At 66.2% G+C, this 26,377-nt stretch carries 27 protein-coding genes; 15 read left to right on the forward strand and 12 right to left on the reverse strand.

Features of this window, described 5'->3' with window-relative positions:
- Positions 1–17: 17 nt before the first annotated feature.
- Genes NWF24_RS10135 through NWF24_RS10175 form a run of 9 tightly spaced genes read left to right on the forward strand, consistent with a single transcriptional unit; the run spans position 18 to position 7,400 of the window.
- A complete protein-coding gene (locus NWF24_RS10135; RefSeq protein WP_258354048.1) occupies positions 18–998 on the forward strand; it encodes a dialkylrecorsinol condensing enzyme in 981 nt (326 codons plus the stop codon).
- Positions 988–2,121 carry a beta-ketoacyl-ACP synthase III gene (locus NWF24_RS10140; protein WP_093050772.1) on the forward strand — a complete coding sequence of 378 codons (1,134 nt, stop codon included), beginning with the start codon at positions 988–990 and terminating at the stop codon, positions 2,119–2,121. Before NWF24_RS10135 ends, NWF24_RS10140 begins: the two co-directional genes overlap by 11 nt.
- A gap of 2 nt (positions 2,122–2,123) precedes the next feature.
- The gene (locus NWF24_RS10145; RefSeq protein WP_093080156.1) at positions 2,124–2,519 is read left to right on the forward strand and encodes a hypothetical protein; all 396 of its coding nucleotides are present in this window, start codon (positions 2,124–2,126) and stop codon (positions 2,517–2,519) included.
- Positions 2,516–3,496 carry a BtrH N-terminal domain-containing protein gene (locus tag NWF24_RS10150; protein ID WP_258354049.1) on the forward strand — a complete coding sequence of 327 codons (981 nt, stop codon included), beginning with the start codon at positions 2,516–2,518 and terminating at the stop codon, positions 3,494–3,496. The genes NWF24_RS10145 and NWF24_RS10150 overlap by 4 nt, the downstream gene beginning before the upstream one ends.
- Positions 3,496–4,404 (forward strand): ABC transporter ATP-binding protein, encoded by a 909-nt coding sequence (locus tag NWF24_RS10155; protein WP_258354050.1) that lies wholly within the window; start codon positions 3,496–3,498, stop codon positions 4,402–4,404. Before NWF24_RS10150 ends, NWF24_RS10155 begins: the two co-directional genes overlap by 1 nt.
- 5 nt (positions 4,405–4,409) lie before the next feature.
- The gene (locus tag NWF24_RS10160) at positions 4,410–5,567 is read left to right on the forward strand and encodes an ABC transporter permease (RefSeq protein WP_258354051.1); all 1,158 of its coding nucleotides are present in this window, start codon (positions 4,410–4,412) and stop codon (positions 5,565–5,567) included.
- Positions 5,564–5,839: an acyl carrier protein gene (locus NWF24_RS10165; protein WP_256328860.1), complete on the forward strand. Its 276-nt coding sequence runs from the start codon at positions 5,564–5,566 to the stop codon at positions 5,837–5,839. Before NWF24_RS10160 ends, NWF24_RS10165 begins: the two co-directional genes overlap by 4 nt.
- The gene (locus NWF24_RS10170) at positions 5,836–6,915 is read left to right on the forward strand and encodes a beta-ketoacyl synthase N-terminal-like domain-containing protein (RefSeq protein WP_258354052.1); all 1,080 of its coding nucleotides are present in this window, start codon (positions 5,836–5,838) and stop codon (positions 6,913–6,915) included. Before NWF24_RS10165 ends, NWF24_RS10170 begins: the two co-directional genes overlap by 4 nt.
- Positions 6,912–7,400: a hypothetical protein gene (locus NWF24_RS10175; protein ID WP_258354053.1), complete on the forward strand. Its 489-nt coding sequence runs from the start codon at positions 6,912–6,914 to the stop codon at positions 7,398–7,400. Before NWF24_RS10170 ends, NWF24_RS10175 begins: the two co-directional genes overlap by 4 nt.
- Positions 7,401–7,413: 13 nt before the next feature.
- Here the strand turns inward: NWF24_RS10175 and NWF24_RS10180 are convergent, their stop codons facing one another.
- Genes NWF24_RS10180 through NWF24_RS10200 form a run of 5 tightly spaced genes read right to left on the reverse strand, consistent with a single transcriptional unit; the run spans position 7,414 to position 13,123 of the window.
- A complete protein-coding gene (locus NWF24_RS10180) occupies positions 7,414–8,034 on the reverse strand; it encodes an HD domain-containing protein (protein ID WP_258354054.1) in 621 nt (206 codons plus the stop codon).
- A 5-nt stretch (positions 8,035–8,039) separates the two neighbouring features.
- Positions 8,040–9,140 (reverse strand): lytic murein transglycosylase B, encoded by a 1,101-nt coding sequence (mltB, locus tag NWF24_RS10185; RefSeq protein WP_258354055.1) that lies wholly within the window; start codon positions 9,138–9,140, stop codon positions 8,040–8,042.
- A 53-nt stretch (positions 9,141–9,193) separates the two neighbouring features.
- A complete protein-coding gene (locus NWF24_RS10190; protein WP_258354056.1) occupies positions 9,194–11,215 on the reverse strand; it encodes a transglutaminase family protein in 2,022 nt (673 codons plus the stop codon).
- Positions 11,216–11,228: 13 nt separating this feature from the next.
- Positions 11,229–12,206: a DUF58 domain-containing protein gene (locus tag NWF24_RS10195; RefSeq protein WP_258354057.1), complete on the reverse strand. Its 978-nt coding sequence runs from the start codon at positions 12,204–12,206 to the stop codon at positions 11,229–11,231.
- On the reverse strand, positions 12,203–13,123 hold the full coding sequence (locus NWF24_RS10200; RefSeq protein WP_093050740.1) for an AAA family ATPase: 921 nt from the start codon (positions 13,121–13,123) through the stop codon (positions 12,203–12,205). Before NWF24_RS10200 ends, NWF24_RS10195 begins: the two co-directional genes overlap by 4 nt.
- A gap of 80 nt (positions 13,124–13,203) precedes the next feature.
- Here NWF24_RS10200 and NWF24_RS10205 point away from each other — a divergent pair, with 80 nt between their 5' ends.
- Positions 13,204–14,157 (forward strand): histone deacetylase family protein, encoded by a 954-nt coding sequence (locus tag NWF24_RS10205; RefSeq protein WP_258354058.1) that lies wholly within the window; start codon positions 13,204–13,206, stop codon positions 14,155–14,157.
- A gap of 46 nt (positions 14,158–14,203) precedes the next feature.
- A complete protein-coding gene (locus NWF24_RS10210; RefSeq protein WP_258354059.1) occupies positions 14,204–15,484 on the forward strand; it encodes a mechanosensitive ion channel family protein in 1,281 nt (426 codons plus the stop codon).
- A 16-nt stretch (positions 15,485–15,500) separates the two neighbouring features.
- Here NWF24_RS10210 and NWF24_RS10215 read toward each other — a convergent pair whose 3' ends face one another.
- The 7 genes from NWF24_RS10215 to NWF24_RS10245 all read right to left on the reverse strand — a co-directional run bounded on the left by NWF24_RS10215 (position 15,501) and on the right by NWF24_RS10245 (position 21,575).
- Complete coding sequence (locus tag NWF24_RS10215; RefSeq protein ID WP_258354060.1) at positions 15,501–16,373, reverse strand: Bug family tripartite tricarboxylate transporter substrate binding protein; 873 nt, start codon at positions 16,371–16,373, stop codon at positions 15,501–15,503.
- A 175-nt stretch (positions 16,374–16,548) separates the two neighbouring features.
- On the reverse strand, positions 16,549–17,310 hold the full coding sequence (locus tag NWF24_RS10220) for an amino acid ABC transporter ATP-binding protein (protein WP_309148868.1): 762 nt from the start codon (positions 17,308–17,310) through the stop codon (positions 16,549–16,551).
- Entirely contained in the window at positions 17,307–18,059 is a 753-nt protein-coding gene (locus NWF24_RS10225) for an amino acid ABC transporter permease (RefSeq protein ID WP_375338472.1), read from the reverse strand. Before NWF24_RS10225 ends, NWF24_RS10220 begins: the two co-directional genes overlap by 4 nt.
- 12 nt (positions 18,060–18,071) lie before the next feature.
- A complete protein-coding gene (locus tag NWF24_RS10230; RefSeq protein ID WP_258354062.1) occupies positions 18,072–18,770 on the reverse strand; it encodes an amino acid ABC transporter permease in 699 nt (232 codons plus the stop codon).
- Between the two features lie 27 nt (positions 18,771–18,797).
- Positions 18,798–19,616 carry an ABC transporter substrate-binding protein gene (locus NWF24_RS10235; RefSeq protein ID WP_258354063.1) on the reverse strand — a complete coding sequence of 273 codons (819 nt, stop codon included), beginning with the start codon at positions 19,614–19,616 and terminating at the stop codon, positions 18,798–18,800.
- A gap of 38 nt (positions 19,617–19,654) precedes the next feature.
- The gene (locus NWF24_RS10240; RefSeq protein ID WP_258355270.1) at positions 19,655–20,809 is read right to left on the reverse strand and encodes a pyridoxal phosphate-dependent aminotransferase; all 1,155 of its coding nucleotides are present in this window, start codon (positions 20,807–20,809) and stop codon (positions 19,655–19,657) included.
- Positions 20,810–20,909: 100 nt separating this feature from the next.
- Positions 20,910–21,575 (reverse strand): RraA family protein, encoded by a 666-nt coding sequence (locus tag NWF24_RS10245; RefSeq protein ID WP_258354064.1) that lies wholly within the window; start codon positions 21,573–21,575, stop codon positions 20,910–20,912.
- A gap of 125 nt (positions 21,576–21,700) precedes the next feature.
- Here NWF24_RS10245 and NWF24_RS10250 point away from each other — a divergent pair, with 125 nt between their 5' ends.
- The 4 genes from NWF24_RS10250 to NWF24_RS10265 all read left to right on the forward strand — a co-directional run bounded on the left by NWF24_RS10250 (position 21,701) and on the right by NWF24_RS10265 (position 26,373).
- Positions 21,701–22,630 (forward strand): LysR family transcriptional regulator, encoded by a 930-nt coding sequence (locus tag NWF24_RS10250; RefSeq protein ID WP_258355271.1) that lies wholly within the window; start codon positions 21,701–21,703, stop codon positions 22,628–22,630.
- Positions 22,631–22,823: 193 nt separating this feature from the next.
- Entirely contained in the window at positions 22,824–23,573 is a 750-nt protein-coding gene (locus tag NWF24_RS10255) for an electron transfer flavoprotein subunit beta/FixA family protein (protein WP_258354065.1), read from the forward strand.
- A gap of 2 nt (positions 23,574–23,575) precedes the next feature.
- Positions 23,576–24,508, forward strand: a complete 933-nt coding sequence (locus NWF24_RS10260) for an electron transfer flavoprotein subunit alpha/FixB family protein (protein ID WP_093050728.1) — start codon at positions 23,576–23,578, stop codon at positions 24,506–24,508.
- Between the two features lie 74 nt (positions 24,509–24,582).
- Entirely contained in the window at positions 24,583–26,373 is a 1,791-nt protein-coding gene (locus NWF24_RS10265) for an acyl-CoA dehydrogenase (RefSeq protein ID WP_258354066.1), read from the forward strand.
- Positions 26,374–26,377: the final 4 nt, after the last annotated feature.

Raw genomic sequence — 26,377 nt, forward strand, 5'->3', positions numbered from 1 at the left:
CCGAAACGCCACCGCCAGTGACTTCCAGCCCCTCCAGCCCCCCTCGAAGCGTCAAGCGCGTCCTCGTTCTTCGCTATTCGCAATCCGGCCAGCTCGACGAGGTTGCAGACCGGATCGTGGCGCCGTTGCGCGCCGATCCGTCGATCGAGGTGCACGAGGAAACGCTGCGCCCGCTCGCGCCGTACCCCTTTCCCTGGCCCTTCCTGACTTTCTTCGACGCCTTTCCGGAGTCGGCCCACATGAAGCCGCAGCCGCTGGCGCCGCTGTCGCTCACGGGTGAGGAAGACTTCGACCTGATCGTGCTGCCGTACCAGGTGTGGTTCCTGGCGCCTTCGCAGCCCGTGGCAGCCTTCCTCAAGCACCCGGTGGCGGCGCGGCTGCTCAAGGGCAAGCCGGTGGTCACGGTCATCGCCTGCCGCAACATGTGGCTTCTGGCCCACGAAAAGCTCAAGGGCATGCTCGACGACGTGGGCGCACGCCTGATCGACAACGTGGTGCTGACCGACCCCGGCCCCACGCTCGCCACCTTCTTCACCACGCCGGCATGGCTGATCTGGGGGCGCAAGCGCGGCTTCTGGGGCATGCCCGATGCCGGGCTCAGTACCGAACAGATCAACGGTACGGGCCGTTTCGGCCGTGCCCTGCGCGATGCGCTGCACAACGACCTGGAACGCGGCACGCAGCCGCTGCTGGCCGGCCTCGGAGCCGTGCAGGCCAATGCCAGGCTGCTCATCAGCGAGAAGGCCGGCACGCGCAGCTTCTACCTCTGGGGCAAGCTGATCATGGCCGCCGGCGGGCCCGGCGCGTGGCAGCGCAAGCCGCTGCTGCTGCTGTACGTGCTGTTTCTGCTGGTACTGATCATTACGGTGGTGCCCGTGAGCCTGAGCCTGCAAGCGCTTCTGCGACCTTTGTTCAGAGGGTGGCTGACTAAAATGACAGCCCAATTCGAGTGCCCGTCGGGCTCTGCCACGGACCGCACCCCCCTCTATGACGACTGATGTCTTCCTGACCCGCACTGCCGCCTTTCTGCCCTTTTCCCCGGTCAGCAATGAAGACATCGAAGACGTCCTCGGTCGCATCGGCGGCAAGGCGTCCCGCGCGCGGCGGCTGATTCTGCGCAGCAACGGCATCCAGTCGCGCCACTACGCCATCGACCGCGCCACGGGCGAACTGGCGATGACCAACGCGCAGCTCACTGCATCCGCGATCCGCGCGCTGGGCGACGTGGGGCCGGTCGACTGCCTCGTCACCGGCACTTCGCTGCCCGACCAGCTCATGCCCAACCACGCGGTGATGGTGCACGGCGAACTCGGCTGGCCGCGGCTCGAAGTGGTGGCCTGCGCGGGCATCTGCCTGGCCGGCGCCACCGCGTTGAAGCATGCATGGCTCTCGGTGCGCGCGGGCGACGCCCGGCGCGCGGTGGCCACGGGTTCGGAGCTCGCCTCGGCCGTGATGCGCGGCTCGCGCTTCGAAGCCGAGCTCGAACACAAGCTCGAAGCGCTGGAAGCGCGGCCCGAACTGGCCTTCGAGAAAGACTTTCTGCGCTGGATGCTGTCCGACGGCGCGGGTGCAGTGCTGCTGGAGCGCGAGCCGCGCGGGCCGCTGTCGCTGCGCATCGACTGGATCGACCTGTCGTCCGCCGCGCACGAGCTGCCGGTGTGCATGTACGCTGGTGCCGAGAAGAATGCCGAAGGCGGCCTCGACGGCTGGGGGCGCAAGTCGCCCGAAGACTGGCAGCGCGAGTCGACCTTTGCCGTCAAGCAGGACGTGCGCCTGCTCAACGACAACATCGTGCGCGCCACGCTGGGCGAGCCGCTGGCGGCCATCATCGAGCGGCGCGGGCTGAAGACGGCGGACATCGACTGGTTTTTGCCGCACCTGTCGTCGCAATACTTCGTCGAGCCGGTGAGCCAGTGCCTCGAATCGCTGGGCCTGCCGATTCCGCGCGAGCGCTGGTTCAGCAACCTCGCGAGCAAGGGCAACACGGGTTCGGCGTCGCCGTACATCATGCTCGACGAGCTGTTCCGCTCGGGCCGCATCAAGCCCGGCCAGAAGCTACTGATGTTCGTGCCCGAAAGCGGCCGCTTCTCCAGCGGCTTCATTTATATGGAAGCGGTGTAGCCATGGATCTCGACGCTGTACCGCAGGAGGGCAATGCGACCCTCGACGGCCATTCCAAGCTGATGTACGCCCGCGACGCGCAGGGCCGCGTCGTCACCACCACTTCGCGCGGCTGGGAGGCGGAAGAGATCGTCACCAGCCATGCGGTCGACGTGCTCGTCGAACAGGCGCAGGCCGCAAAGGAACGCGTGAAGGCGGGGCAGGCTTCGCCGCTCGAATACTGGATGTACGAGCGCCGCATGGACGTGGCGCTGCTCTCGCAGACCAGCGGCTTCTGGCAGTGGCGCGTGCGGCGCCACCTGCAGCCGCGCCATTTCGCCGCGCTGTCATCGGCGCAACTCGCACGCTACAGCGAAGCGCTGGGCCTGCCCGTTTCCACCTTGCAAGGCCTGCCGTGAACTTTCAACACCAACAGGCGGCGCATTGCGAAAGCGGCGTCATCTCCAGCCTGATGCGCCACCACGGCGCGCCGATGAGCGAGAGCATGGCGCTGGGCCTGTCGTCCGCGATTTCGTTCGCGTACCTGCCCTTCATCAAGCTGTCGGGCCTGCCGCTGATCTCGTACCGCATGCCGCCCAAGGCCATCATCAAGGGCCTGCTGGCGCCGATGGCCGCGCGCTTTCGCTTCGAGACCTTTCGCAGCGCCGATGCGGGGCAGCAGAGGCTCGACGCGCTGCTGGCCGATGGCCAGCTGGTGGGGCTGCAAACCTCGGTCTACTGGCTGCCGTACTTTCCGCCGAACATGCGCTTTCACTTCAACGCGCACAACCTGCTGGTGTACGGCAAGGACGGCGACGACTACCTGATCAGCGACCCGGTGTTCGAGGAGCCCGTGCGTTGCGCGAGCAGCGACCTGGCACGCGCGCGTTTCGCCAAGGGCGTGCTGGCGCCGAAGGGGCTCATGTACTACCCGCAGGCCATCGATCGCAAGGTTGTCGATGCGGCCTCGGTGGTCAAGGCCATCCGCAAGACGGTGCGCAACATGCTTGCACCCATTCCCATCGTCGGTGTGCGCGGCATGCACACGCTGGCCAAGCGCATGCAGAAGCTGTCGCCGGCCGATCCGCGCAGCGTCGACTTCATCGGCCATGTGGTGCGCATGCAGGAAGAAATCGGCACGGGCGGGGCGGGCTTCCGCTTCATCTACGCGGGCTTTTTGCAGGAGGCAGCGCAGTTGCTCGACAAGCCGCAGCTGCAGCAGATGTCCGAGCGGCTCATCGCCATCGGTGACGGTTGGCGTGCGTTCGCGCTCAAGGCGGCGCGCATGGTGAAGGGGCGCGAGGCGGTCGACCCGGCTGCGTTGGCTGCGAAGCTGCGGGAGCAGGCGCAGCAGGAAGAAAGCTTCTTTCGCGACCTGAAGGCAGCTGTCGCCTGATGTTAGAGCTGCGCCAGCTCAGCTACCGCTACCCGCACGCCGACGCCCCCGCGCTGGCCGACGTATCGCTCGCGGTGCCAAAAGGCTGTGTACTGGGCCTGCTCGGGCCGAACGGCGCAGGCAAGACCACGCTGATCTCGCACCTGTCGGGCGCGCTGGCCGTGCAGTCGGGCGAGATCCGCATCGATGGCCAGCCGCTGCAGCAGGTGCGTGCGAAGACACCTACGCGCATCGCCGTGGCGCCACAGGAGCAGGCCTTCTATCCGATGCTGACCGTGGCCGAGAACCTTGCCTGCTTTGCTGCGGCGGGGGGCCTGTCGGGCGCGCGCAAGAAGGAGCGCATCGCGGTCTGTACGCAGTTTGCGCAGCTGGAGCAGTTCGCCGGCGTGCGCGCGGAGCGGCTCTCGGGCGGCCTCAAGCGCCGGCTCAACCTGGCCATCGCCTTGCTTCCCGAACCCGAGCTGATGCTGTTCGACGAGCCCACCGTGGGCGTCGATCCGCAATCGCGCGCCTTCATCCTCGACGCCATCAAGAGCCTCGCGCAGCAGGGCGCGGCGGTGATCTACGCCTCGCACTACATGGAAGAGATCGAGGCGATTGCCGATCGCGTCGCCATCCTCGACCGCGGCCACGTGCTGCGCGAAGGCTCGCTCGACGAGCTGCTGTCGAAGAACGCGATGCTGCTCACGCTGGCCGCCGACGGGCTCGACGCCGACATGCTCTCGCGCTTCGGCACGGTGGAGCAGGGGGGAGTGCATTGGCGCATTCACCTCAACGCCGGCAGCGGCCCGGGGCCTGTGCTGGCCGCGCTCGAAGCCGCGGGCATCGAAGTGCGCCATGCCGAATTCGGCCGCCATGACCTCGAGCAGCTGTTCATGGCGCTCACCCACCGCTCGCTGCGCGACTGAACCCCATGCTCCTCGCGCTTATCAAGAAAGAACTGCTCGCCCTCGTGCGCGACATGCACGGCCTTGCCGCGCTGTTCCTGATGCCGATGGTCTTCATCGTGCTGATGTCGCTCACGCTGAAGGACATCTATCGCCCGCCGCTGGCCGAGCTGACTTATGCCATCGACATGCGCGACACGGCCACGCCGGCCAAATGGCTGCAGCAGCTCTGGCAGCGCAGCCACGGCGCACCGCAGCCGTTGGGCAGCGACTGGCAGGCGCGGCTGCGCAACGGCACGCTCAAGTACGTGATCGTGATGGAGCCGGGCCTGTCGGAAGAACTGGAATCTGCCGCGCTGTCGACCCAGGCGCGCATCCATCTGCTGACTGAGCCGGGCATCGACGCCAACCTGTTCAACGCGCTGCGTGCCGAACTCATCGGCGCATCGGGCGAACTCAAGGCGCGCCTTGCGCTGGCGGTGCCCGGCACGGCCAGCCCGGCGCCCGAGGCCTCCATCGAGGCGATGGTGCGAGCCGAGCGCTTCTCCACCGCCGGCCCGCGGCCGACCTCGGTGCAGCAGAACGTGCCGGCGTGGCTGGTGTTCGGCATGTTCTTCGTGGTGGCCTCGCTCTCCAGCCTGTTCGTGCAGGAGCGCAGTTCGGGGGCGCTCGGCCGGCTGCAGAGCCTGGGCGTGTCGCGCACCATGCTGCTGGCGTCGAAGGCGCTGCCGTACCTGGGCGTGAATGCGCTGCAGGCTGTGCTGATGCTTGCTGCAGGCATCTGGTTCATGCCGCTGATCGGCGGTGATGCGCTGTCGCTCGCGGGCATCCACTGGGGAGCGCTGCTGCTGTCGCTGGGGGCAGTGAGCCTGGCGGCGGTGAGCCTGTCGCTCGCACTGGCTTGCCTGGTGCGCAGCCATGCTCAGGCCGCCACCATCGGGCCGATGGTCAACGTGCTGATGGCGGCGGCAGGCGGCATCATGGTGCCCAAGTTCGTCATGCCGGGTTTCATGCAGCGGCTGGTCGAGATCTCTCCGATGAACTGGGGGCTGGAGGCGCTGCTGACCGTGCTGCTGCGCGGCGGCGACGTGGCCGATGCCCTGCCGCAGATCGGCCGGCTGGTCGTGTTTGCGGCGCTGATGTTTCTTCTGGCTGTTTTCCTGTTTCGCAGGCGCGCACCGTGAGCACCACCGTCACCCCTGAATTCATTGCCAGCCTCAAGGCGATGGTGCTCGAGGCCGTCGAGAAAGATGCGCCCCCGGGCGGCCTCGGCGACGACGAGCCGCTGTTCGGCCCCGAGGCCCGGCTCGATCTCGACTCGCTCGATGCCCTGCAGGTGTCGATGACGATCCAGCAGCGCTTCGGCGTGCGCATGCCCGACAGCAAGGAAACGCGCCGGGCGATGACTTCCATCGCCCACCTCGCGGAGCATCTCGCGCAAGCGGGCAAGGCATGAACGATGTCTACCTGGCCGGCATGGGCCTGGCCTGTGTGCTGGGGGACGACATGCCGTCGGTGCTGGCTTCGCTGCAGCGTGGTGGAGTGCCGCCGACGCCGGTGACCGTGGCTGACGGAATCAGCTGGCCGGTCTATGCGCTGGCGCCGAGAGAAGGCGACTGGACGCAGCGCCTGTGCAGCACCGTGCGCAGCGTGGTTGCGCAGAGCGGCAAGACCGGTGATTTGGAGCCACGCACCGCGCCGCTGTTCGTGGCCTCGTCGTCGCTCGACATCGGCTTCATGGAATACGAGAAACAGGATCTGCGGCTAGGCGGCGATCTGCAGGACTTTGCCGGCGTCGTGGCCCGCGCGCTGGACTGGCAGGGGCCGGTGTTCACCGTTTCCACCGCCTGCACCTCGGCGCTCAACGCCGTGCTGGCGGCCGCTGACCTGATCCGAAGCGCGGAGGCCGACGAAGCGCTTGTGATCGGCGTCGAGATGGACAACCGCTTCACCGTGGCCGGCTTCGGCGCGATGCAACTGCTGGCGCCCGACAGCGCACAGCCCTTCGGCGCACAGCGCAAGGGGCTGGTGCTCGGTGAAGCGGTGGCTGCGTTGCGCCTGACATCGCAGCCCGCGTGCTGGCAGATCACGGGTGGCGCCAACGTGGTCGATGGGCGTAATCCCTCGGGCACCGAAGCCTCGGCCGTGCTCGCGATGTGCCGCGGCGCGTTGACGCAGAGCGGCCTGCAGCCCGGCGATGTCGACCTGATCAAGGTGCAGGCCGCCGGCAGCCCGGTCAACGACGCCATCGAGGTGGAGGCGCTGAAGCAGGTGTTCGACCCGCTGCCGCCGCTGGTGTCGCTCAAGTCGGCCCTCGGCCACACGCTGGGCGCGGCGGGTGCGGCGGAGCTGGCCTTGCTGGTTGGCTGCATCGAAGGTGGCGTCTGGCCCACCGTGGACTATCCGCTCGACGCCTCGCTCGGCGTTGCGCTGAGCGAGCAGGCGCCGAAGAGGCTGCGCAACATCTTGCTCAACGTGGTCGGCTTCGGCGGTGGGCACGCCTCGTTGGTACTGAAGGATGTCGGCCCATGAGCACCTGGCGCACCGCAGCTCATTTCGTCGCGCATCCGCCGCCCGCCGACTGGCGCGATGACCTGGCCCGCCGCATCGGCCGCCGGCCGCGCCGCGTCGGCCTGTGGACCGAGTTGGCGATGTACGGCGCGCGCTGCTGCCTGGACGCCGCCGGCGAGGCAGCGCTGCCGGCCGGCGCGCGCATCCGCGTTGCCAGCATGCGCGGCGCATGGGGCGCCACGCATGCGGGGCTGACCCAGCTCGATGCGGGCCTGCCGATGCCCTTCACCTTCATGCAGAGCCAGCCTGCGCTGATGCTGGCCGAAGTCGGTCGGTGTCTCGAATGGCAGGGCGACGCCAGCTTTGCGCTGTGTCGCGATCAGGCGCGCACGCTGCAACTGGCGAAGCTCGGTGCGACGCGCGATGGACTGCTGTTCGGTATCGTGGAAGAGGAGCGCAATGACGAGTTGCCGCGCTCCGAGTGGTGGCGGCTGGTGCCCGACTGACGTAGAGGGCAGCTCAGCCGGCGATGGAGCGCTGCAGGTTGGCGCGAGCCCGCGCTTCGAGCTGCGCGTGCATTTGCGGCGTTGCGTAGATGGCCTGGCGGTCGAGAAAACGCTGAAGGATCGCGCGGCGGCGCGGCAGGCGGATCTCGTCTGGAACGAAGGCGTACTCGGCATGCACCTGGCGCTCGTATTCGTCGAAGCGTGTGCGTTCGGCGCCGAGGATCGACAAGTCGATGTCGATCAGCAGTTCGGCATCGCGGCCTTCGGGCACGGCGTCGTGGCGCGTGGCCATCACGAGCGCGTGAACCCGTTCGGCTGCTGCTTCGTCCACTCCGGCTTCAAGCAGGGCCTGGAGCGCCCAGTCGGCGCTGCGAGCTTCGTTGTCGTGGGCGTGCACGTCGTAGATCGCGTCGTGGAACCACAGCGCAAGCGCCACTTCACCAGGGCGCTCGGCCGATGCTTTCTCGCGCTCGAACCACGCGAGGCATTCGCCCAGGTGCTGCATCGTGTGATAGTGCCGCTGCGGCTCGCTGTAACGGCGCTGCAGCTCGGCGCACAGCGCATCGCCGGGCGACTCGACGCCCAGGGCACGCCAGGCCTCGTTCCAGTTCGCGCGCAGTGCATCGGGTGTCATGGTGCCTATTGCTCCATCGCCGCCTTGACCTCTTGCCCGAGGTCGAGCACGGACATGGCGTAGTAGCTGCTCCAGTTGTAGCGCGTGATCACGTAGAAGTTGCGCGTGCCGGCTACGTAGGTCGGTGGTGCGTCGGCGCCGTTCTGCAGCTCGATCAAAGCGAGCAGGCCCTTGTGCTTGATGCCTTCGCCCTCGGGCACCGCGCCGGCGGCCACGAAGCTGTCGGCGCTGAAGGTCGGCAGGATGTCGGGTGCCAGCAGCAGCGCCTTCTGCAGCCGCGCTTCCTCGAAATGCACGGGGTAGATGGCCGGCATGCCGGGCTGCCAGCCGAAGGACTTGAAGTAGTTGGCGACCGAGCCGATCACGTCGGCCGGGTTGTTGACGAGGTCGATGCGGCTGTCGCCGTCGAAGTCGACCGCGTACTTGGCCATGCTGCTGGGCATGAACTGCGGCATGCCCATTGCGCCCGCATAGCTGCCCAGGGGCGTGAGCGGATCGTCGGCGGTGCGGCTCTCGGTGCTCAGGAAGCTTTCGAGTTCGCCGCGGAAGAAGGCCTGGCGCTCGGCGGCGCGCGGATGGCCATCGGGAAAGTCGAAGGAGAGCGTGGCCAGCGCGTCGATCACGCGGAAGTTGCCCATGTTGCGGCCGTAGATGGTCTCCACGCCGATGATGCCGACGATGATTTCAGGCGGCACGCCGTACACCTGCTCGGCACGCGTGAGCGTGTCGGCATTGGCACGCCAGAAGCGCACGCCGGCCGCGATGCGCACCGGGTCGATGAAGCGGCTGCGATACGTCTGCCAGTTCTTCACGGTGCCGACCGGGCCGGGCAGCATCAGCCGCGGCACGTTGGGCAGGAAGCGAGCGCTGCCGATGGTGGTGCGCACCCAGTCGCGGTCGAGGCCGCGGCGCTCGGCCACGTCGTCGGCGAATTTCATTGCATCGTCGCGCGTGGAATACGGCGTGCTGCCGCGCACCGGGCTGGCGGCTGCGCTGCGGCCGTTGGAGGATTTCTGGGCCATGGCCCCCGTGGACCAGGCACAGCATGCGGCGAGAAGAGCGGCTGCCGCAGCGGCGCGCGAAGGCGTGGGGAGAAAAAATCGCATCGGCCGATTGTGCCGTCCGCCCGCGCCGCCCCTCTTCAGGGACACATGTGGTTTCAGCCGCGTGCGTTGGCGCTGGGCCAGGCGAGGTGGCGGAACTCCGAGCGCAGGGTGGAGAGCGAGTCTGGCGTGGCCGGTGCATAGCGCTGCGCTTCGAGCTTGAGCAGCCAGTCGCGCACGGCCTGCGCGGCGGGGCCGAAGCGCGCGTCGGCTGCCTGCGCCATCTGGCGGGGCGGGGCGGTGTCAGGCAATTGCAGGCCGGCCTTGGCGAGCCGCGCGCGTGCCTGGCCCAGCAGACGCAGCCATGGGTCGTGCCGGCTGCGTTCCCACAGCGTCCAGCCGGCGCCGGCCAGGCTCGCGCCCACCAGCAGGTAGAGCAGCACGTAGGCCAGGTCTTCGAGGCTCGGCGCTTCGAAGCCGATGCTCTTCAGCAGGTTGAGCTGGCGGCTCTGGGTGTAGTTGAGCACCCACTGGTTCCAGCCGTTGTTCACGGCCTCCCATGCGGCGCGGATGTTCTGGGCGAGCGTGGGGCTCATCGAGCCGATGGCGCCTGCGAACAGGCCCGGTTGCGGCACGAGCCGTTGCGTCTGGCCGATGCGCCCCGGGGCGACGGAGCCTGTCGGGTCCACGCGCGTCCAGCCGGTGCCTTCCTGCCAGATCTCCGCCCAGGCGTGGGCGTCGCTCTGGCGAATGATCCAGTAGTTGTCGACGTTGTTGAGCTCGCCGCCCTGATAGCCCGTCACGATGCGTGCCGGAATGCCGAGGTTGCGCATCAGCACCACGAAGGCCGAGGCAATGTGCTCGCAGAAGCCCTTCTTGCGATCGAACCAGAACTCGTCGGCAGTGTCGTTGCCGTAGACGCCCGGCTCCAGCGTGTAGCTGTAGCCGCCGGTGCGCAGGCGCCGCAGGGCGGCTTGCACGAAGGCCTGTGCGTTGGCGTTGGCCAGCGCGGGATCGGCGCGCATCTCGGCGGCGAGGGCGGCGGTGCGCGGGTTGGTGCCAGGCGGCAGGGCCAGGTAGGCCTGGAGCTGGCCGCCCGTGCGCTTCACCGGGCCGCTCTGAAACTGCGTGTAGCTCTCGGCGCGGTAGCGCACTAGGTCGGTGACGGGGCGGTTAGCGAACCATTGCAGGTCGGGCGTGCCGGTGACTTCGAATCCGGGGGCCTCGGGAGGGCGCTGCGAGGCGTCGAGGGTCAGCAGCCAGGGGCGGTTGTTGGCTTCGAGCGTGACTTCATAGCGCACAGGCTCGCCGCTCACGCGCAGGTTGGAGGACCACTGTGCGCCACGCGCCCATGACGGGAGCGCGGTCCATTCGCGGCCGTCGAACTGCGCCAGCACTGGCCCGCGGAAGTACAGCTGGTTTTGCGGCGGCGCGCGGTCGCCATCGAACTTGATGCGCGCGGCGATGCTGTCGTCGAGCGCCAACTCAGCGATGGTGCCCACGCGCATGCTGTTCGACAGGCCGGTGCGGCCCGCCATGGCGTCGCTGGGTGTGCCCCACAGCGGTGCGAAGCGCGGGAACAGCAGGAACAGCGCGAGCATGATCGGTGCGCCCGCCAGCGCCATCCAGCCTGCCGTGCGCGCGGCCTGCATCAGCGGTGGCCGGCCCACCGGCATGTGCGCGTTGACCAGTGCCGTCAGCAGGCCCAGCAGCGCCAGCAGCATCGTGAAGGCAGTCAGCAGCGATTGCGAATAGAAGAAGTTCGTGAGCATCGTGAAGAAGCCCAGGAAGAAGACGACGAAGGCGTCTCGCCGCGCGCGCAGCTCCAGCGTCTTGAGTGCGAGCAGGCTGACGATCAGCGTGACGCCCGCATCCCGGCCCAGCAGCGTGCGGTGGGTGGCGTAGGTGGCGCCGATCGTCAGCATCAGCAGCGCAAGGCGCCACCACTTGCTGGGAAGGGGGCGCGCCTGCACGGCCAGCGAGGCGCGCCAGAGCAGCACCATTGCCGTGATGGCCGTGCACCACCAGGGCAGGTTCTCGACCTGCGGCAAGAGGATCAGGCCGATGACGCAGAGAAGGAAAAGGGTGTCCCTGGCATCGCGGGGAAGCGAGGCGAGTTCGCGTGCAACTCTGTTCATGCGACGGTCTTGTTCAGCACAGGGCCAATGCCTCCAGGCAGGCCCGCCGGTGGGCCTCGCCCTGGGAAGGCTTCACGATCCGGCCCGCTACCCGCACGCCGTAGTCCACACCCAGCCGGTCCGCCATCAGCACCCAGGCGCACAGGCGTGAGATGCGGGCCTCGGTGTCCGCGAGGCCGGTGGCCTGCGCATCGAGCCAGAGTTCTTCGCGTTGCGTCTGCTGCGTGTCGCGGCTGACGAGGTCTTCCGAGCCGGCCGCCTGCGCCCGCGCGGCCTTCTTCCAGACCACGAGCTTCAGCGGATCGCCGCGCCGGTAGGCTCGCACGCCGTCGTATTCGCCTGCGTTGTGCGCCCGCAGCGCGGCGGACACGGCTGCAGGGCCCGACAGGGGCTCGCCCGGCGGGAGCGGCGGTGGATGCGCTTCGGGCGCGGGGTACACCAGCATCTGCGCGGCCGGCCGCCAGACCGTCCACACGCGGAACGTGCCGAGGGGAAAGCGCGTTTCCGCCGTCAGCGGCGGCACCGGGTGCAGCCCGCGCCGCTCGGGCTTGAACGCGATCTCGACGGTCGACGTTCCTTCGGCCGGCACGTCGGTCCAGGCCCATTGCCCGCTGCCGCGCACGGCCATGCCGATGCCGTAGCGCACGCTGCGCCGCGTGTTGTGCAGCACCACCCGGAAGACAGCGGCGGCGCCCGCGTAGTGCGCGTCGGGCGCCACCATGTGCATCGCCAGTCCGCGCAGCGTTCCGTGGCACACGTGCATGCCCACGGCCACGCTGCCGGCGAGCAAAAAGGTCAGCAGGTAGCCCAGGTTGAGCTGGTAGTTGATCGAGGCGATCAGCAGCACCAGCAGCGTCGCGGCCAGCGTCCATCCGGCCCGCGTGGGCACGATGTAGACATTGCGCTGAGTCAGCTCCAGCGTGTCCGACGGCGGACGGCGCGACAGGAACCAGCCGTCGATGCGCGAGCGGAGGGCGCCTGCAGGGCTCACGGCAGCGGCACTGCGGCGATCATGGCGCGCACCTGCTCGACGGCGCCCCGGCCCGCATCGCCGACCGGCGTGAGGCGGTGCGCGATCGTCTGCGGCAGCACGGCCTGCACGTCGTCGGGCGCGACGTAGTTGCGGTTGGCCAGCAGCGCCTGCGCCTTGGCCGCACGCAGCACCGCGATGCCGGCGCGTGGCGACAGGCCCTGCAGGAACCAGCGGCCCGAGCGCGTGGCGGCGATGAGGTCTTGCACGTAGTTGAGCAGCGGATCGGCCGCATGCACCTGCTGCACGCGCTGCTGCAGGGCGGTCAGCTCGCCGGCGGTCAGCATGGCGGGCAGGGAGGCGAGCATTTCGCGGCGGTCGACGCCCGAGAGCAGCTGGCGCTCGGCGGCGCGGTCGGGGTAGCCGAGCGAGATGCGCATCAGGAAACGGTCGAGCTGCGACTCGGGCAGGGCGAAGGTGCCGAGCTGGTCCTGCGGGTTCTGCGTGGCGATCACGAAGAAAGGCGTGGGCAGGGGGCGGGTCTCGCCTTCGACGGTGACCTGTTTTTCTTCCATTGCCTCGAGCAGCGCGCTCTGGGTCTTGGGACTGGCGCGGTTGATTTCGTCGGCCAGCAGCACCTGCGCGAAGATCGGCCCGGGGTGGAAAACGAAGGCCTGCTGGCCCCGGTCGTAAATTGCCACGCCCGACAGGTCGCCCGGCATCAGGTCGGCCGTGAACTGCACCCGGGAGAATTGCAGCCCGAAGGTGTGCGACAGCGCGTGGGCGAGGGTGGTCTTGCCGACCCCGGGCACGTCCTCGATCAGCAGGTGCCCGCCTGCCAGCAGACAGGCGACGCAGTCGCGCACTTGGGCCTCTTTGCCCACGATCACCGTGTTAAGCTGAGTTAACAAAGTGGCTAGCTTTGCAGCAACGTCCATATTTGTATCCATATGCAAACGATACCGTAAGACCTGCCGGCCCCATGCCGCGTGAGGTCTAGACGTGGCGACAGAGACACATGGGCAAGACAGGCTACTTCACACATCGCGACTTCTGGAAGCACGACATGGGCGGGGGGCATCCCGAATGTCCCGGGCGCCTGGATGCCATCGAAGACCGCCTGCTGCTTACCGGCGTGGGTGACGCGCTGGAGCACTGCGATGTGCCGCTGGCCACTCTGGAGCAGCTCACCCGGGCGCACAGCACGGAGCACGTCGAGTACCTCGAGGAACTGCATCAACGCCTGGTGGCCGACGAGCCTGCCGGCGGCCCCGACCATGCGCAGGTCGATCCCGACACGATGCTCACCCGCTTCACCCTGCTGGCCGCGCGCCGCGCCGCAGGAGCCGCGATTGCCGCGACCGACGCAGTGATTGCCGGCGACCTTGAAAATGCCTTCTGCTCGGTGCGCCCGCCCGGCCACCATGCCTGCCGGGAGCAGGCGATGGGCTTCTGCTTCTTCAACAACATCGCCATCGCCGCGCGGCACGCCATCGATGTGCATGGGCTGGAGCGCGTGGCCATCGTCGACTTCGACGTGCACCACGGCAACGGCACCGAGAACATCCTGTCGAACGACCCGAACGTGCTGATGGTCGGCTTCTTCCAGCATCCGTTCTATCCGTACAGCGGCACGGTGCATCCGGCATCGAACATGCTGAACCTGCCGATCCCGGCCTACACCCGGGGCATGGACGTGCGTGAGTTGATCGAGGCGATCTGGATGCCGCGGCTGGAAGAGTTCAAGCCGCAGATGATCTTCATCAGCGCCGGCTTCGACGCCCACCGCGAGGACGACCTGGGCCAGCTCGGGCTCAACGAGAACGACTTCGCCTGGATAACGGGCCGCATACACGATGTTGCCAGGCGCCATGCGAAGGGCCGTATCGTCTCGATGCTCGAAGGCGGCTACAACCTCGATGCGCTGGCGCGCAGCGTGGAAGCCCACATTCGCGTTCTCGCGGACCTGTAGCGCAGCCGGCGCGAATGGCGCCCACGCTTTCGTTTCCTTTCAATAGATGAATTTCAACGATTTCACCCAACGCCTCGCCCAGGTCGATGCGCGCGGCCTCGGCATCGAACTGGTTGCGCTGGTGGCCTGCGTGGCGCTGGCCTGGGCCGTGAGCAAATGGTTCGGACGCGACCAGCCCAAGGACTCGATCTGGTTCGGCGAGAGCACCTTCGACGGACTGCTGTTCCCGCTGCTGGCGCTGGTGCTCACCGATCTCGCCCGGCGCGTGGTGATCGATTTTCAGACCGTGCTGGTGCTGCGTATCGCGGTGCCGGTGTTCCTGTCGCTGGCGGTCATCCGGCTGTTCGCGCGGGTGCTGCGGGCGGTGTTTCCAGCGTCCAACGTCGTGCGGCTGATCGAGCGCACCGTCTCCTGGCTGGCCTGGATCGCGGCGGTGCTCTGGATCGTCGGACTGCTGCCGCCGGTGCTGGCCGAACTCGACCAGATCACGCTGGCCTTCGGCAAGACGCGCGTGAGCCTGCAGACGATCTTCCAGGGCGTGCTGTCGGCGGGGCTGGTGCTGGTGATCTCGCTGTGGATCTCCAGCACCATCGAAAAACGCATCCTGCGCGAAGCCGTCACCGACCTGTCGATGCGCAAGGTGGCATCGAACGCGGTGCGCGCCTTCCTGCTGCTGGTCGGCCTGCTGTTCGCGTTGTCGGCCGTGGGGGTGGACCTCACGGCGCTGTCCGTGCTGGGTGGCGCGCTCGGCGTGGGCCTTGGTTTCGGGCTGCAGAAGCTGGCGGCCAACTACGTGAGCGGCTTCGTGATCCTGCTCGAACGCTCGATCCGCATCGGCGACAACGTGAAGGTCGACACCTTCGAAGGCCGCATCACGGACATCAAGACCCGCTACACCCTGATTCGCGCGGGCAACGGACGCGAGGCCATCGTGCCGAACGAATCGCTCATCACCAGCCGGGTGGAAAACCTGTCGCTGGCCGACCGCAAGTTCAACATCACGACCACCATCGTGGTCGGCTACGAGAGCAACGTGGCGCAGGTGCAGACCATCCTGTGCGATGCAGCCAAGGCCCAGCCGCGCGTGATGACCGACCCGGAGCCAGTGGCCTTCCTCATGAACTTCGCGCCCGACGGCCTGGAGTTCACGCTGAACTTCTGGGTTGCCGACCCCGACAAGGGCAAGGACAACGTGCGTTCGGCCATCAACATCGCCATCCTCGACGGGCTGCGCGGCGCGGGCATCGACATTCCCTATCCGCAGCGGGTGGTGCGGGTGGAGTCTTTGCCCGCCGGAGGGCCAGGGAAATCCGGTCTCCAGCAGTGAGTAGAACGGCTTCTGGTCACTCCATCTTCGCGCCGGAGTTACGCACCGCTTCCGCGGCTTCGGGCATTTGCTTCCTGACGAAATCCCAGTAGCCGTCGATCGACATCGGTCTGACCGGAAGTGCGCCTTGCTCGACGAACTGCTTCTGCACTTCGGGGTTTTCCAATGCCTTCGCGAGCGCGGCATTCAGCGTTTCCAGAATGGCGCGCGGCGTGTTCGCTGGTGCGACCAGTCCATACCAGTTGTCGGTGTGAAAGCCCTTCACTCCCGCCTGCTCGAAGGTCGGCACGTCCGGCAAGGACGGAAGCCGCTGGCGGGCGGCGACCGCAAGCGCGCGCAGCTTGCCTGAGCGCACGAACGGCGTGGCGCCCGTCGTGATGATCATGTCCACGCGGCCGGCCATCAGCTCCGTCATGGCAGGCGCCGTGCCCTTGAAGGGAATGTGGGTGACGTCGACGCCGGCAAGCTTCTTGAACATTGCCGCCGCCATGTGCTGTGACGATCCGACGCCGGCGGAGCCGTAGTTCAGTTTTCCCGGGTGAGCCCTGGCCGCGTCGACAAGATCGCGAACCGTCTTGTAGGGTGAGTTCACCGGCACGAGCAGCGCTCCGGGCGAGGTGCTGATCAGTCCCACGGGTGCGAAGTCTTCGATGGGCCTGTAGCCCAGGTTCGAATAGAGCGCCGGATTCCAGCCATGCGAGGCAACGGTTGCCAGCATGATCGTGTAGCCGTCGGCCTTCGATCTGGCTGCCAGGTCGGAGCCGATGTTGCCTCCCGCGCCTGGACGGTTGTCGATGACGATCTGCTGGCCCAGGATGCCGGACATCTGTGCCGCGATCGGCCGGGCCACGTTGTCGGCCGGTCCGCCTGCCGGCCAGCCGACGATCAAGGTGATGGGGCGTGCGGGGAACGCCGCTTGCGCGCGAACGCCAGCGTGTGCCGCAGCCAGTCCCGAGATGAGAGCCAGGGCCCGTCGTCGGTCGATGCCGGTCTTGTTTTTCATGCTTGTCTCCGTCGTAGTAATTGGGCAGGCAAGGAGGCCTGCGGGCGCAAGCGCCGGCGCGCTAGTGCGAGCGCAGATCGGCGAGAAACTTCTGAGCCCGTTCGCTGCGCGGCTTCGAGAAGAACGCTTCGGGCAGCGCTGTCTCAACCAGGCTGCCCTGGTCCATGAACCAGACTCGGTCCGCCACTTCGCGCGCGAAGTTCATTTCGTGCGTCACGCACATCATCGTCATGCCGTCGCGTGCCAGCGACTTCATCACCTGAAGCACCTCGCCGACCATTTCCGGATCGAGCGCGCTCGTCGGTTCGTCGAACAGCATGGCCGGCGGATCCATCGCAAGGGCCCGGGCGATGGCAACGCGTTGCTGCTGACCACCCGACAGCTGGCCCGGAAAGGCATCGGCCTTCGAAGCCAGGCCCACGCGGTCGAGCAACTCGAGCGCACGAGTCCTCGCCTGTGCCCGCTTCTGCTTGCGCACGTTCACGGGCCCCAACATGATGTTCTGGGCCACCGACAGATGCGGGAACAGGTTGAAGCTCTGGAACACGAAGCCGACCTGGCTGCGAAACCTGTTGATGTCGAGCGATGGCGCGTTCACATCCTGACCGTTGAAACGGATGCATCCGCTCTGGATGCTCTCCAGGCGGTTCACGGTGCGTATCAGCGTCGACTTGCCGGACCCCGAAGGGCCGCACACCACGACGACTTCGCCCTTGTGAACCTCCGCGCTGATGCTGTTCAGGGCGTGGTAATCGCCGTACCACTTGTTCACGAGATCGAAGGCGATGAGGGGAGAAGAAGCGGGGCTGGAGAACATGTTCATGCGGCGTGCTCGGATGCGATGGGGCTGGTTGCCGCGAGCGCGGGGCCAGTAGCCGACCGGAAGGTGCCTTCACGCCGCGCGTTGATGCGGCGTTCGAGGAAGCGTGCCAGCCGCGTCAGCGAGAAGCACAGGCAGAAATAGATGGAAGCGAGGATGAAGTACACCTGAAACGGCTGCGTCATGAGCGAGCTGTTGATCTGGTTGGCTGCGAACGTCACTTCGTTCACGCTGATGACGTAACCCAGCGAGGTCTCCTTGATGGTGGAGACAAACTGGCTGACCAGCGCCGGCACCATGTTGTAGAGCGCCTGCGGAAGCACGACCTTCGTCATCGTCTGCGTGTAGCTCAGCCCCACGGCGCGCGCCGCTTCGGTTTGTCCGTGGGGCAGGCCCTGGATACCGGCGCGCACGATCTCCGCCAGGTAGGCCGCCTGGTAGATCACCAGCGTGATCACCATGGTCGTGAACCCGCTGACCGTGCGTCCGGTCAGCACGGGCACGAAGAAGTAGACCCAGAAGATGAACATGAGCAGTGGCACGCCGCGCACCACGTAGATCACAGCCGCAGCAGGCATGCGCAGCCAGCCGAGCGGGCTGATGCGGGCCAGTGCGATTGCAACGCCGAGAGGAAACGCGAGCACAAGGCCCAACACGGAAAGAACCAGCGTGATTGTCAGTCCGCCCAGCGGCCCATTGGGATACTGGCCGACCAGCAGCAGAACGCCGTACTCGCGCAGGATGGAAAGAATGCTGTCCACGGCCTACCTCGTGCGGATGCGATAGCGGCTTTCCAGGCCAGCTCCCGCGGTCATGATCAGAAGCGAGATGCCGAGATAGATCACTGTCGAGAGCAGATAGATCTCCACGGTCTTGAACGACTGGCTCTCGATTTCCCGCGTTGCATAGGTCAGCTCCGCCACTCCGATGGTCATGGCGAGGCTGGTGTTCTTGAACAGCAGCACCGTGTGGCTCACCAGGGTGGGCAGCGCGATCCGCAGCGCCTGCGGGATCAGCACCAGGCGCGAGGCCTGCAGATAAGAGAGTCCTATCGCTCGCGCGGCTTCCAATTGAGACTTGGGAATGGACCGTATGCCGCCGCGCAGACCTTCGGAGACGTAGGCTGCCATGCACAGGCCGATGGAGATGAAGGCCAGGAGAAACTCGCTGTTGTGCGCATTGAGCCATTGCTGCGCCGAATGCGGCAGTAGCGCAGGCATGCCGAAGTACCAGAGAAAGACTTGCACCAGCATGGGCACGTTCTGGTGATATTCGACGTAGCTCGCCACCAAAGCCTTGGCCACGCGGCTGTCCGCCATGCGCACCACCGCCAGCACCATGCCAAGAGCCATGGCGAACAGCCATGCCGCCAGCGTGAGCTCGAACATGGTGAGAACGCCGTGCCATATCCATTGCGGATATTCACCCCGTGACAGCACCGAGAAGTCGAGCTTGCTACCCATGACGTGCGCCTTGTTGCATCGTATGGATCAGCCCTTGATCGGCTCGATCCTGAAGCCGCGCTGCATCTTGTAGGAAGTGCCCGTGCCCAGCCACTTGTTGAAGATCTGCAGCGCTTCGCCGGATTTTTCCATTGCCTCCAGCGTGGTGTTCACGTGCTTGATGAAGCCTGCCTCTTCCTTTCGCATGCCGACTCCCCATGGCTCCAGCATCAGCGAGGGTTCCAGTATGGCGATAGGGACCGTGCTTTCGGACTGCTGGCGGAACTTCACGAGAGTGAGCTCGGATGCCGCCAGCCCTTCCACCTTGCCCTGCTGCATGGCGAGAAAGGCGCTGGGCGGATCCTGAAAGGTGATGGTGCTTGCACCCGGAATCACCTTGCGCACCAGCATCTCCGAGCTGGAGCCCTTGACCGCGCTGACGCGCTTGCCCGTCAGGTCCTTGAGGGTCGTGAAACCGCTGTCCTTGCGCGCGGCGACCTTCTGCTCGCTCGCAAAGTACTGGTCGCTGAAGGCAATCTGCTCGGCACGCTCGGCGCTCCAGCCCAGGTTGGCAATCACGGCATCGATGCGGCTCTGTTGCAACTCGGGGATGCGCGCGGCCACGGAGATGAGCTTCAGCTCCAGCTTGACGCCCAGCGACTTGGCCAGCGCCTTGCAGAAGTCCACGTCGTAGCCTTCTACCTCGCGCGTCTGGGTGTTGGAGAAACTGAACGGCTCGGCCGTCCCCAGGGTGCCGCAGGTGAACACGCCCTTGGCCTTGATGTCGGCGAGTTGGTCCGCGCAGGCCAGGTTGGCCAGCAATGCCAGGCAGGCGCCGGCGATGAGAGTCGATGCGGTTTTCTTCATGGGACGGCTCCGGGAAGGTTGAGTGGAACGAGAAAACATCAGGAAAGATCGCGCACGGCGTCCTGCAGGAAGCGGCCGCCTTGCTCGATCACCTCGATCCCCGTGGCGAAGGACATGCGCAGATGGTTGGGCATGCCGTAGGAGGTGCCGTCGATCGCGGCCACGCCGGCGTGTTCCAGCAGGTAGTGCACGACGTCGATGTCGGAAGACAGAACGCTGCCCGCCGGCGTGGTTCGCCCGATCAATCCGGCCACGCTGGGGAACACATAGAACGCGCCGTCCGGTGGTGCGCACTCGAACCCCGGCAGCGCCTGCAGCATCTGCACCATGCGGTCCCTGCGCATTTCGAAAAGGGCCGCGGCTTCGGCAACCGTCTCTTGAGGACCATCGAGCGCAATCACCGCGGCTGCCTGGCTCACGGAACTGGGGCAGGAGGTGCTCTGCGACAGCAGCATGGTGATCGCCTTGATCAGCGAGACCGGCCCCACGCCGTACCCGATGCGCCACCCCGTCATGGCATAAGCTTTCGAGACGCCGTTGATCACCAGTGTCCGCTCGGCCAGTTCGGGCACCACATTCAATGGCGACAGATGCTCGGCGCCACCGTACACGAAGTGCTCGTAGATCTCGTCGGTCAACAGCCAGACCTGCGGATGCCGCTTCAGGACTTCGCCGAGCGCCGCGAGTTCATCGCGGGTGTAGACCGCCCCCGTGGGATTGTTGGGCGTGTTGAGCACCAGCCAACGCGTGCGGGGCGTGATGGCCGCTTCAAGGGCTGCGGGTGTCAGCTTGAAGCTCTCGGCTGCGGTGCTCGACACCACGATGGGTGTGCCGCCGTGCAACGCCACCATGTCCGGATAGGACACCCAGTACGGCGCAGGCACGATCACTTCATCACCCTCGTTCAGCGTGGCGGCGAAGGCGTTGTAGATGATGTGCTTCGCGCCGTTGCCCACCGCGATGTTCTCCGGCTTGTACGACAGTGCGTTCTCGCGCAGCAGCTTGTCGGCAATGGCCCGGCGCAAGGCCGGCGTGCCGTTGGATGCCGTGTAGCGTGTCTGTCCGGCCATGAGGGCCGCAACCCCGCCTTCGATGATGTGGCGCGGCGTCGGGAAGTCGGGCTCGCCGATGGTGAAGTCGACGATGCGGCGGCCGGCCGCGCGCATCGCGTCGACACGCGTCTTCGCTGCCATGCTGGGCGAGGGTTTGACGCCTCCGAGGCGTTGGGCCAACAGGATGCTCACTGGGTTTTCTCCGGGAAAGTCGATTGGAATGAGGCTGCGCTTCACGGATTCAGAGACCGTGGGGCGCGAATGCCTTGGTGAGCCATGACTGCTCGACCTTTCCGTTGGCAATCTCGGCCTTGATGGCGGCCTCGAACCGCGCGGTCTGGTCGATGGCGTCGAGCAGCCGCCGTGCTTCGGCAAGGGGAAAGGTCACGATGCCGTCGTCGTCGCCAACCACGAGGTCGCCGGGCTGCACGATCTGCCCGCCCACGCAGATGGGCACGTTGACCGCGCCGGGCCCGTTCTTGTAGGGCCCCCGATGGATGGCGGCACGCGCATAGCAGGGAAAGTCTGCGTCGCGGAAGGCCGCTGCATCGCGGATGGCGCCATCGATGACGATGCCGGTGCAGCCGCGCTGCTGCGCGTACAGCATGATGAGTTCGCCCACCAGCGCGTTGGTGGTGTCGCCGCCGCCGTCGACCACCAGCACGTGGCCCGCAGAAGCATCCATCAGGGCCTTGTAGATCAGCAGGTTGTCGCCGGGACGGGTCTTCACCGTGATCGCCGTTCCCACCAGCTTCCTGCGCCCGTGGAACCGCTGCAGGCCGACGATGCCGCTCAGGCGCTGCAGGTTGTCGCTGATGTGCGGGGTGGCCACTTCCTGGAAAGCGGCCAGCACATCTTCCGGGGCAACGGCCGGCGTGGGGTGAACGGCAAAACTGGAAGCAACCATGACAAAACGCCTCAACATCAATTCGATGGCGGGATTGTGAAAGTTGCCTAAAATTTCAAAAAGCGAAATATTCCGGAAGAGTTGGTGGAAAAAAAGGAAACCAATAAGGGTTTGGCCTGACCATGATGACGTTCAAGCAGTTGGAAGCCCTCTATTGGGTTGTGCGCCTGGGCGGCTTCTCCCAAGCCGCCCAGAAACTGCACACCTCGACCTCCGCAGTGTCCAAGCGGGTGCATGAGCTTGAAGCCGGTTTCGACCTGGAGCTTTTCGACCGCTCCCAGCGCACCGCGCGCCTGACCGAAAAAGGCGAGGAAATGTTCGTGCTGGCCAAGAAGCTGCTCGAACACAGGGACGCCGCCATCGACCAGATTGGCAAGCCGGAAGTCGTCGAGCGCCGCGTGCGCATCGGCGTGACCGAGTTCACCGCCATGACGTGGCTGCACCGGCTGGTCGAGGCCATTCAGCGCTACTACCCCAAGGTCACGATCGAGCCCGACGTCGATGCCAGCGGCAACCTGAAGGAAAAGCTCCTGGCGGACGAACTGGACCTGGTACTGGTCCCCGACGTGTTCGCGGATGCCCATCTGCCGAGCCATGCGATCGGCGAGTTCTCGAGCGTGTGGATGTGCAAGCCGGGTTTTGTCGAGCCGGGCAAGACCTTCAGGCTGCATGAATTGGCCTCGCGCCGGCTGCTGCTTCAGGGAAGCAAGTCGGGCGCCGGCATGGCGCATAACAGCTGGATGAAGTCGCTGGGTGTTCAGCCGACCGATGTCATCGTCGTCAACAACCTCATGGCCATGATGGGGCTCACCGCATCGGGCCTGGGCATAGGCTGCATGCCGGAGAAGGGCCTTGCGCCCATGATCGCCAGTGGGGCGCTGATGGTCGTGCCCTGCACTCCGGCGCCGCCGGTGATGAAGTACGTCGCCATGTACAAGGGCGACCAGCGCAGCACGTTGATCTCGTCGATCGTCATGCTGTCGCAGGAGTGCTGTGACTTCACGCGGATGTTCGAGGGCTCTTCGGCAGGGTCATCCGTTGATGCGATGGCGTGAGCAGGGTGTGTCAACATCTTTACCGCCAGGAGTCGCCCGGGCGCCCGGCGCTGTTTTATAATCGTGAAAAAGCACGATCGTTCTTTTTTGGCGCCTGTGCCGATGAGAAGAACGGAGAGGCCACAAAGGTCGCGTCCTAGAATGATCGGTTGCCCTCGAAGCCCCCTTTTTGCAATCCAATGGAGTCAAGTCAATGAAGGTTCTTGTACCTGTCAAACGGGTCGTCGACTACAACGTGAAAGTGCGCGTCAAGAGCGATGGCACCGGAGTGGACATTGCCAACGTCAAGATGAGCATGAACCCCTTCGACGAGATCGCCGTTGAAGAGGCCGTTCGCCTGAAGGAAAAGGGCGTGGTCACGGAAGTCATCGCCGTCTCGTGCGGTGATGCCAAGTGCCAGGAAACCCTGCGCACCGCGATGGCCATCGGCGCTGATCGCGGCATCCTGGTGGAAACCACCGAAGAACTGCAGCCTCTCGCTGTCGCCAAGCTGCTCAAGGCGCTGGTCGACAAGGAACAGCCCCAGCTGATCATCCTTGGCAAGCAAGCCATCGACGACGACGCCAACCAGACCGGCCAGATGCTGGCTGCCCTCGCCGATCTGCCCCAGGCCACCTTCGCCTCCAAGGTCGACCTGGCGGCCGACAAGGTCACCGTGGCACGCGAAGTCGACGGCGGCATGGAAACGCTGGCGCTCACGCTGCCGGCCGTCATCACGACCGATCTGCGCCTGAACGAGCCGCGCTACGTCACGCTGCCCAACATCATGAAGGCCAAGAAGAAGCAGCTCGACATCTTCAAGCCCGAAGACCTGGGCGTGGACGTCAAGCCCCGCCTGAAGACGCTGAAGGTGGCTGAGCCCCCGAAGCGCGGCGCCGGCATCAAGGTGCCTGACGTTGCAACGCTGGTGGACAAACTGAAGAACGAAGCGAAGGTGATCTGAACATGACCGCACTTGTTATTGCCGAACACGACCACGCGACCGTCAAGCCCGCGACCCTGAACACCGTGACTGCTGCACTCGCCTGCGGCGGCGACGTCCACGTGCTGGTGGCCGGAGCCAATGCCGCCGAAGCCGGCAAGGCCGCTGCACAGATCGCCGGAGTCTCCAAAGTCATCGTGGCTGACAGCCCCAGCCTGGCTGAGAACCTCGCCGAGAACGTCGCAGCCCAGGTGCTGGCGATCGCATCCAACTACAGCCACATCCTGTTCCCCTCGACCGCCAACGGCAAGAACGTCGCGCCTCGCGTGGCTGCCAAGCTCGACGTGGCCCAGATCTCTGACATCACCAAGGTCGACAGCCCCGACACCTTCGAGCGCCCGATCTATGCCGGCAACGCCATTGCCACCGTGCAGAGCAGCGACGCTACCAAGGTGATCACCGTGCGTACGACCGGCTTCGACGCTGCAGCAGCCACCGGTGGCAGCGCCACGGTCGAAACCGCCGAAGGCGTCGCAGACAGCGGCAAGAGCAGCTTCGTGGGCCGTGAAGTCACGAAGAGCGAACGCCCCGAGCTGACCGCCGCCAAGATCATCGTCTCGGGTGGCCGGGCGCTGGGTAGCGCCGAGAAGTTCACCGAAGTGATGGCCCCTCTGGCCGACAAGCTGAACGCAGGCCTGGGCGCCAGCCGCGCTGCGGTGGACGCGGGCTATGCCCCCAACGACTGGCAAGTGGGCCAGACCGGCAAGATCGTCGCTCCGCAGCTGTACATCGCAGCGGGCATCTCGGGCGCCATCCAGCACTTGGCCGGCATGAAGGACTCCAAGGTGATCGTGGCGATCAACAAGGACGAAGAGGCCCCGATCTTCTCGGTGGCCGACTACGGCCTCGTGGCCGACCTGTTCACGGCTGTGCCGGAACTGGTGAAGGCGCTCTGATCGCATTGCTGCACTGAGCCAGAGGGCATCGTTCGCGATGCCCTTTTCGTATCCGCTGTATCTGGAGACAAGACATGAGCTACACCGCCCCCATCAAGGACATGCTGTTCGACATCGAGCACCTGGCCAACATCGGCGAGATCGCGAAGCTGCCGGGCTTCGAAGACGCCGGCCTCGAAACCGCGCAGGCCGTGCTCGAGGAATGCGCGCGCTTCAACCAGGACGTGGTCGCGCCGCTGAACGTGGCGGGCGACCGCAACCCCTCGTCGTTCAAGGACGGCGCGGTCACCACCACGCCGGGCTTCAAGGAAGCCTTTGCGCAGTACGTGTCGGGCGGTTGGCAGGGTCTGCAGCATCCGGCGGACTTCGGCGGCCAGGGCCTGCCCAAGACCATCGGTGCGGCCTGCGGCGAGATGCTCAACTCGGCCAACATGAGCTTCGCGCTGTGTCCGCTGCTGAGCGACGGCGCCATCGAAGCGCTGCTCACGGCCGGCTCCGACGAACTCAAGGCGGTGTACCTCGAAAAGCTCGTGAGCGGCCAGTGGACCGGCACGATGAACCTCACCGAGCCGCAGGCCGGCAGTGACCTCGCCATGGTGCGCAGCCGCGCCGAGCCGCAGCCCGACGGCACCTACAAGGTGTTCGGCACCAAGATCTTCATCACCTACGGTGAGCATGACATGGCCGAGAACATCGTGCACCTCGTGCTGGCCCGCGTGACCGGCGCGCCCGAGGGCGTGAAGGGCATCAGCCTGTTCGTGGTGCCGAAGTTCCTCGTCGGCAAGGACGGCTCGCTGGGCGAACGCAACGACGTGCACTGCGTGAGCATCGAGCACAAGATGGGCATCAAGGCCTCGCCCACTGCCGTGCTGCAGTACGGCGACCATGGCGGTGCCGTGGGCTACATCGTCGGCCAGGAGAACCGCGGCCTCGAGTACATGTTCATCATGATGAACTCGGCCCGCTATGCGGTGGGCATGCAGGGCATCGCGATTGCGGAGCGCGCCTACCAGCACGCCGTGGCCTATGCAAAAGACCGCGTGCAGAGCCGCCCCGTCGATGGCTCCATCAACGCCAGCGCGCCCATCATTCACCACCCCGACGTCAAGCGCATGCTGATGACGATGCGCGCCTACACCGAAGGCTGCCGCGCGATGGCCAGCGTGGCCGCTGCCGCCTACGACGCTGCGCACCATCATCCCGATGCGGATGCGCGCAAGCAGAACCAGGCCTTCTACGAATTCATGGTGCCGCTGGTGAAGGGCTACAGCACCGAGATGAGCCTCGAAGTGGCATCGCTCGGCGTGCAGGTGCACGGCGGCATGGGCTTCATCGAGGAGACCGGTGCGGCGCAGTACTACCGCGACGCCAAGATCCTGACGATCTACGAAGGCACCACCGCCATCCAGGCCAACGACCTCGTGGGCCGCAAGACCGCACGCGACGGTGGCCAGACAGCGAAGGCGATTGCCGCGCAGATCGAGAAGACCGAAGCCGAGCTCGCCAAGAGCGACAGCCCCGCGGCGGCAGCCGTGCTCAAGCGCCTGACGGCCGCGCGCCTGGCGTTCATCGACGTGGTCGATTTCGTTGCAGGCCAGACCAAGGCATCGCCCAACGCGGTGTTCGCGGGCAGCGTGCCCTACCTGATGCTCGCGGGCAACCTCGTGGCCGGCTGGCAGCTCGCGCGTTCGCTGATCATTGCGCAGGACCTCGCCTCGCGCAGCTTCGACACCGACTTCATGCTGGCCAAGATCGCCACCGCGCGCTTCTATGCAGAGCACATCCTCAACAAGGTGCCGGGCATCCGCGACAGCATCGTCGACGGCGCCGAGAGCGTCACGGCAATGGCGCTCGACGCCTTTTGACACG

Origin of the sequence: Variovorax paradoxus (assembly GCF_024734665.1) — a bacterium.
In the GTDB taxonomy this organism is placed as follows: Bacteria; Pseudomonadota; Gammaproteobacteria; order Burkholderiales; family Burkholderiaceae_C; genus Variovorax.